The 5241-nt window shown below is 74.1% G+C and carries 5 protein-coding genes; 3 read left to right on the top strand and 2 right to left on the bottom strand.

The genetic code is table 11. The features are described from left to right. Positions 1-88 precede the first annotated feature (88 nt). Positions 89-619: an O-acetyl-ADP-ribose deacetylase gene (locus tag DQW06_RS17315; protein ID WP_117198919.1), complete on the bottom strand. Its 531-nt coding sequence runs from the start codon at positions 617-619 to the stop codon at positions 89-91. Positions 620-1009: 390 nt separating this feature from the next. On the opposite strand from DQW06_RS17315, the gene DQW06_RS17310 reads away from it, so the two are divergent. The 3 genes from DQW06_RS17310 (at position 1010) to DQW06_RS17300 (ending at position 2788) form a co-directional block, all read left to right on the top strand. Continuing rightward, on the top strand, positions 1010-1372 hold the full coding sequence (locus DQW06_RS17310) for a BlaI/MecI/CopY family transcriptional regulator (RefSeq protein WP_013155328.1): 363 nt from the start codon (positions 1010-1012) through the stop codon (positions 1370-1372). A gap of 5 nt (positions 1373-1377) precedes the next feature. Beyond that, on the top strand, positions 1378-2322 hold the full coding sequence (locus DQW06_RS17305; protein ID WP_013155327.1) for a M56 family metallopeptidase: 945 nt from the start codon (positions 1378-1380) through the stop codon (positions 2320-2322). Between the two features lie 166 nt (positions 2323-2488). Beyond that, a complete protein-coding gene (locus DQW06_RS17300; protein ID WP_019607736.1) occupies positions 2489-2788 on the top strand; it encodes a DUF2516 family protein in 300 nt (99 codons plus the stop codon). A 13-nt stretch (positions 2789-2801) separates the two neighbouring features. On the opposite strand, the gene DQW06_RS17295 is transcribed toward DQW06_RS17300, so the two are convergent. Further along, on the bottom strand, positions 2802-5241 hold a 2440-nt coding region (locus tag DQW06_RS17295; RefSeq protein ID WP_117198918.1), incomplete at its 5' end, for a hypothetical protein.

The raw sequence follows: 5241 nt of genomic DNA, 5'->3' as shown, positions 1-5241 counted from the left end.
GTGCCGGACCCGGCCGGGTCCGGCACGGAGCGGGGGCGGGCGTTCGCGGGGCCGCCCACCGGCGTGCCGCCGCCCGCCCGGTCGCGGGTCAGCTGGGGTCGAAGGCCCGCAGGAAGGCCTGGTGCGCGACGTCATCGAACAGCACCAGGCGGATCTCCGGCACGCGCAGGTGCGCCGAGTGCAGGGCCCAGGCGGCGATGCGCGCCGCGTCCTCGACCGGCCACCGGTAGGTGCCGGTGGAGATCGCGGGGAAGGCGATCGACTCCGCGCCCAGCTCGTGCGCGACCCGCAGGGACTCGCCGTAGCAGGAGGCCAGGAGGGCGCTGCGGTCCTCGGTGGGGCTGTACACCGGGCCCACGGTGTGGATCACCCACCGGGCGGGCAGCCGTCCGGCCGTGGTGGCCACCGCGTCGCCGACGGGCAGGCCGCCCCCGTAGTGGCCCGCGCGCAGCTGGCGGCACTCCTCCAGGATGGACCTGCCGCCCTTGCGGTGGATGGCGCCGTCCACTCCGCCGCCGCCCAGGAGCGAGCTGTTGGCGGCGTTGACGACGGCGTCCACGCTCTGCTCGGTGATGTCGCCCCGGAGGACGTGGATCCGGGAGTGGTTCGGAGAGGTCATGTCCTTCCCTTCCTGTGCCGTGGACGGGCGGCGGTGTCCGCGCGCCGTTGTGACGGGGGTCGCCTCGTGGGACGTGTGCTCGCGCCCCCTGGTTGGCGGCGAGGCGCGGACACGCGTCCCGCCGGAACCCGCGCGGTGCGTGACCGTCACCTCCGCCCCGTTCGGCGGGCGGTGCCCGGCCCCGGTTCGGGCGGGTGCGCGGGGCGTGACCAAGGCCGCTCCGGTCTCGGGGAGCACCCTCCGGGGCCGTCGCCCAGGGGGCCTCGGGCCGGGTGCGGGAGAGGCCGATCCCACCCCGTTCCGGGGCCGGTATCCCTTGTCCCGTAGGCGATGAGGATTTAACCTGGGGGTACGACAACGGGTAGTACGACCCCAAGTAGAATCACGGGTATGAATCGGCTTGGCGAACTTGAGCGCGCGGTGATGGATGTACTGTGGTCACGGAACGAACCAATGACGGTTCGTGAGGTCGGCAAGGCTCTGGCCGAGCGCGACCTGGCGCACACGACCGTCATGACCGTGCTCGACAGGCTCGCCAAGAAGAAGGTCGTCACCCGGGCACGTGAGGGTCGCGCGTGGCGCTACCGCCCGGCAGCCAGCCGTGAGGCATACGTCTCCGAGTTGATGTTCGACGCTCTCGGACAGACCGGGGACCGCGACGCCGCCCTGGCCGCCTTCGTCCAGTCCATGGACGGCGAGCAGGCTGAAGCGCTCCGGCGCGCACTCGCGGAAACCGAGCAGCCAAGGAACTAGTCCGTATGGTCAGTGCCGCACTTCTCACCCTCGTCGCGGTCTGCTGTCTCATCGCGATGGAAGGCCTCCACCGGGCCAAGTGGCCCTCGCGGGGGCCCTACACGGCCGTGATCACCTGGCAGGCACTCGGGCTCGCCTGGGGCGTGTCCACCATCGGCGCGCTGCTGGCCTTCGGGCTCTCCTCCTACCAGCTCGGCGCGGCCGGGGGCTCCATGGCCCTGGCCACGGACATCGTGACCGGTGAGCTGCTGCTCGCCGAACTCTCCCAGGGACTTGAGGGCGTCAGCCACATCGTGGCCGTGGTCCTGGCCGTCGTGCTGACCCTGGTGCTCTTCTACGGCCTGGTCTCCTCCTTCCTGCACGTGGTCCGCGTCCGCCGACGCCACCACGACCTCCTCGAACTCATCGCCAGCGAGCACCCCGACGTGCCCGGCGCCCGCGTGCTCGACCACCCGGCCGCCGCCGCGTACTGCCTTCCGGGCGTGCTGCGCTCGCAGGTGGTCATCAGCGCCGGGGCCCTGGCGGTCCTGGACAACCGCGAGCTGGCCGCCGTCCTGGCCCACGAGCACGCCCACCTGCGCCAGCGCCACGACCTCGTGCTGCTGCCCTTCTCCTCGCTCAAGCGCGCCTTCCCGCGGTTCCGCCTGGTCCGCACCTACTACGAGAGCGTGGCGCTGCTCATCGAGATGTGCGCCGACGACCAGGCCCGGCGCAAGAGCTCCTCGCGCGAGCTGGCCATGGCGCTGCTGCGCTTCGGCGCCGCCGGACCGGCCCCGGTGCCCGCCGGGGCGATGGCGGCCGTGCCCGACGCCGAACCCGGGGTGATGCGGCGGGTCAACCGCCTCCTGCACCCCGACAACGAGCTGCCCTACCACGCGGGCGCCTTCATCATGGGCGGTTCCGCCTTCCTGCTGGCCGCGGTCACCTGCCTCTGGCACATCCCGCTGTGACCCTCCCGGCCGCCGGTCGCGCCCGCGCGCGGCCCGCTGCCGCCGCCGACCGCGATCCCGGCGCGTGTGTGACACCCGCCTCCGCGGGCACGATCAACGCGTCCCATCCGTTTACGGTGGAGAGCGGGCGGACTCCCCGCTCGGAACGTCGTCGGGAGTGTGCGTTTTGTTCGGACTGATCTGGCAGGCCATCTACCTGGTCACCTTCGTGGCGAGTCTGTACGCGCTGATCGAGGCGGTCCGCACGCCGGCCGCGGCCTTCGAACTGATGGACAAGCAGACCAAGAAGCTGTGGGTCATCCTCACCGGTGTCGCCACGGCGCTCTCGCTGCTGGCCGTGTTCTCCGGCCGCGGGATGTTCGTCATCCTCGGTCTGGTCGCCACCCTCGTCTTCCTGCTGGACGTGCGTCCAGCGGTCAAGGGCGTGGGCGGCAACAGCAACAACGGCCCCTACGGCCCCTGGTAGGCCTCCCCAGGTCTCATCCCGTGCTTCCGGCCGGGGCCTCGTGCCCCGTGCTCCCGGAGGAGGCCTCACGCCGTGCCTGCGCCTCCATGCCGTCCAGCACCCGCCGCAGCTCCGCGGAGTAGGCGGGGTCGCCCGTGTAGTAGGAGTGGCCCAGGATCTCCGGGCGTCTGGCCTCGCCGGGCAGGGCGTCGTAGGAGCGCGGGTCCGGCAGGGGCTCGGCCCGCTCCACCACGCGCGTGCTCCGGGATCCGCCGGAGGAGTCGAGCGTCCGGACCGGCCCGGCGATCGCGTCGGTGACCCGCCACAGGTTGCGCCAGTCCGTCACCCGCTCCCGCAGGTCCGCGAACGGCCCCGGCCCGAAGTAGGCCGGGAAGTAGCGGGCGTACAGGCGGTCCAGCGGTGAGCCGTGCGTGATGAGCGCGATCCGGCCCAGGCAGTCGGTGGGCAGCTGCCAGACCGTGGCCGCCGCCAGCACCGAGCCCTGCGAGTGTCCCGACAGCACCACGTCGGTGCCCTCCCGGCACAGCAGGGCCACCCGGGCGCACAGCTGGGGCACGGCCCGCTCCGCGTAGGAGGGCGGCGCCAGCGGGTGGGCCGCCCGGGGCCAGAACGTGCCCACGTCCCACACCGAGCCGACCGCCTGCCGCGTGGGCCGGTCGCGGTAGGCGCTGCGTCCGATCCACGCCAGCGCCACCAGGGCGGCGCCGCCCAGCAGGGAGCCGACGCCGATCAGCCCCGACACCGTCCCCTGGGCGAACCCCCGTACCTCGCCGGGCACGGCGGCCGCGTCCGACACGGCCGTCGTCACCGAGGCCGGACCCGCCGCCAGGTGCCCCGAGAGCGTGGAGGACAGCACGAGCACGCCCAGCGCCACCACCGGGAGCAGGAAGGCCGCCAGCACCCACGGCAGCACCTCCGTCATCCGGCCCATCGCCCGCGCGTGGGCGATGTCCCAGGTGCGGCGGTCGCGCACGCTGCGCGCGTAGTCCTCGGTGACCCCCGCCAGGTGCGACCGGGTGTCGCGGCGCAGCAGCAGCGCCAGCACCCCCACCACGACCAGCGCGATGGCCGCCTCCAACGCGAACGCCAGCTGGAGCCAGGAGTAGGCGGCCGGTACCGACAGCGGCAGGCAGTCCACCTCGGGGGTGGCCAGGGAACCGCAGCCGCTCAGTGCCAGCGACCCCTGGTAGACGAGCGCGGCCGAGAAACCGCCGCCGAGCAGGGCGCCCAGGGCCGCCGTGGCCGGGCCCGCGAGGCCGCGCATCGCCGCGCCGCCGTGGGAGCGGTCGGCGGCGAACAGGAACAGCGCCGCCGCCAGCATCACCAGCACCAGGGCCGCCTGGACCGCGAACAGCGTGTTGAGGATCGCCCCGTTGCCGGGCAGCCGCCCCGACGCCGTCCACTCCGGGCGGGGCCAGAGCGCGTACGCGGCCACCGCCAGCCCCAGGACCAGGGTGGCGTCGCGCAGCAGGCGGCAGACCCGGTCGGCCCGGGCGTTCCAGCGCGGGTCGGTGCCCGGGACCAGCACGCTCAGGGTGCTCAGGGTGACCACCGCCGCCAGCAGGGCCGCCAGGAGGGTGCCGACGATCCACGGCCCCGCACCGTCCGGCGGCCCCGCCGTCGCCGGGCCCAGGTCGTGCCGCAGCGCCGGTACGACCAGCAGGGCGGCCACCGTGCCCAGGGCCGCCGAGATGTGCGCCGAGCGCAGCCGGGCCATGGTCTCGCTGTTGCGCCAGAAACCCTTGTGGCTCAGCGGGGCGGCGGCGCTGGGGCGGGGCGGTATCGGGCTCTCCACGACCTCGTAGTCGGCGGCCGTGCGCCGCGACAGCAGCCACAGCACCACGATCAGCGCCACCGGCAGCACCGTGCCCACCAGCAGGGCCGGGCCCGGCGCGGACAGCACCGAGGAGGGCGAGCCCAGGAAGGCCAGCCAGGGGCGGGCCCGCACGCACTCCTCGCCCTGGCCGGAGGCGCACTGCCAGGCCACCAGGTCCATGCCGATCCCCGCCGCGGCCAGGGTGATGAGCACCGTCAGGGACAGCGCCAGCAGCCGCACGCTCCCGCCGTAGGCGTTGTTGGCCAGCAGCCGCGCCCCCGCGGGGTCGCGGTCCATCCGCCCGGGCCGCATCCAGTACGCCACGTTGACGAGCATGAACGGCAGCAGCAGCAGCCAGAACGCCCGGGAGGAGCGTCCGGAGGTGAGGTTGCCCCAGGCGAAGATCTCCCGGCGCACGCCCGGAAGGGTCTTGGTGTCGGACTCGCGGCGCCAGCGGAAGAACCCCGCCAGGCGGTCGCCGCCCACGCGCATGGCGGGTTCGACGTCCAGCAGTTCCTCGGCCTGGCCGCCGCTGACGCCGTGTACGCGCAGCTCGACCCGCTCGCACGCGGGGGAGCCGGGGCCGGTCGGGACGGGCGGTGGAGTGGCGTCGTCGGGGGAGGGCTCGGAGGAGTGG

The sequence above is a fragment of the Nocardiopsis sp. TNDT3 genome, from assembly GCF_003427465.1.
Taxonomy (GTDB): domain Bacteria; phylum Actinomycetota; class Actinomycetes; order Streptosporangiales; family Streptosporangiaceae; genus Nocardiopsis; species Nocardiopsis dassonvillei.
This window is presented reverse-complemented; position numbering and strand designations above follow the sequence as displayed.